This is a genomic window from Bacillus cereus group sp. BfR-BA-01331, assembly GCF_022663915.1.
Classification (GTDB): Bacteria; Bacillota; Bacilli; order Bacillales; family Bacillaceae_G; genus Bacillus_A; species Bacillus_A mycoides.
On sequence record NZ_JAKUGJ010000128.1, the window covers coordinates 1 to 902 of the forward strand.

The window sequence follows — 902 nt, forward strand, 5'->3', positions numbered from 1 at the left end:
TTCTACTAATAGATATCCTCCACCCAAAAACAAAGCCCATCCGAATAATGTCCCTAAAAATCCTGATCCCCTTCCAGAAGAATATCCCGCAAAAAAGTTTGCTGCTGTTCCAAATAACATTCTCATTTTTTCTTTCCTCCATATCTATTTCAAATCAGTTATATATATAGATTTCATTTAGCTATGGTTTTATTATATCAGAAAATTATGAATATTCAATAAATGTTTTTAGGGTACTCTTTATTTTTTTAGAAAGGGTTGTGTTTTTTCTTCCACAACCCTCATTTTCCACTTAATCCACTGGTACTTCTTCTTGCCCGTGCGGAATTTGTTCAATTGGTGTTACAATTTGTGCATATTGATTGACTTGCACTTTAAATTGACGTGGTTCAAGGAAATTCACTTGTTGAATTTGAACTTCAATGTGGTACGTATCTACTTTTTTTCCACGTTCTATTTTTGTAATACGAGCATTATAGAATTTATCTCCATGCAGGAAATATCGTTGTACAGCTTCTGTAGCAAGCATGCGCTCATTACTTGTCATTTTCATTGGCTCAATACCAAATCCAGCCTTTGTAAACAAATATGGCACATCATAACTGCTGGAAGATATTTTTCGTAGTAAGTCTTCTACTGTTTTTGTTTTCGCGATATATTCCTCTTCTTTTGTATCAAATCCCTTTGGCTTATCTCCAAGCATCTCTATTTCATCTTGATTTACTTGTTCTTCCTCTTGTACTTGTGATTTCATCATGTAACGATGAATGGTATTATAGGTAGCTACACCTAGCACTAAAATTATGACCCCCAATACCACCAAGTACTTACGAGGCATATTGGACAAAATATTGATTACTTTCTTCATCTTCTCTCATCCCTTATCAGTCTATAACATTACG

At 34.1% G+C, this 902-nt stretch carries 1 protein-coding gene; it reads right to left on the bottom strand.

The window, feature by feature from the left end:
• Positions 1 to 292: 292 nt before the first annotated feature.
• Positions 293 to 868: a hypothetical protein gene (locus MR155_RS31215; protein WP_201039866.1), complete on the bottom strand. Its 576-nt coding sequence runs from the start codon at positions 866 to 868 to the stop codon at positions 293 to 295.
• Positions 869 to 902: the final 34 nt, after the last annotated feature.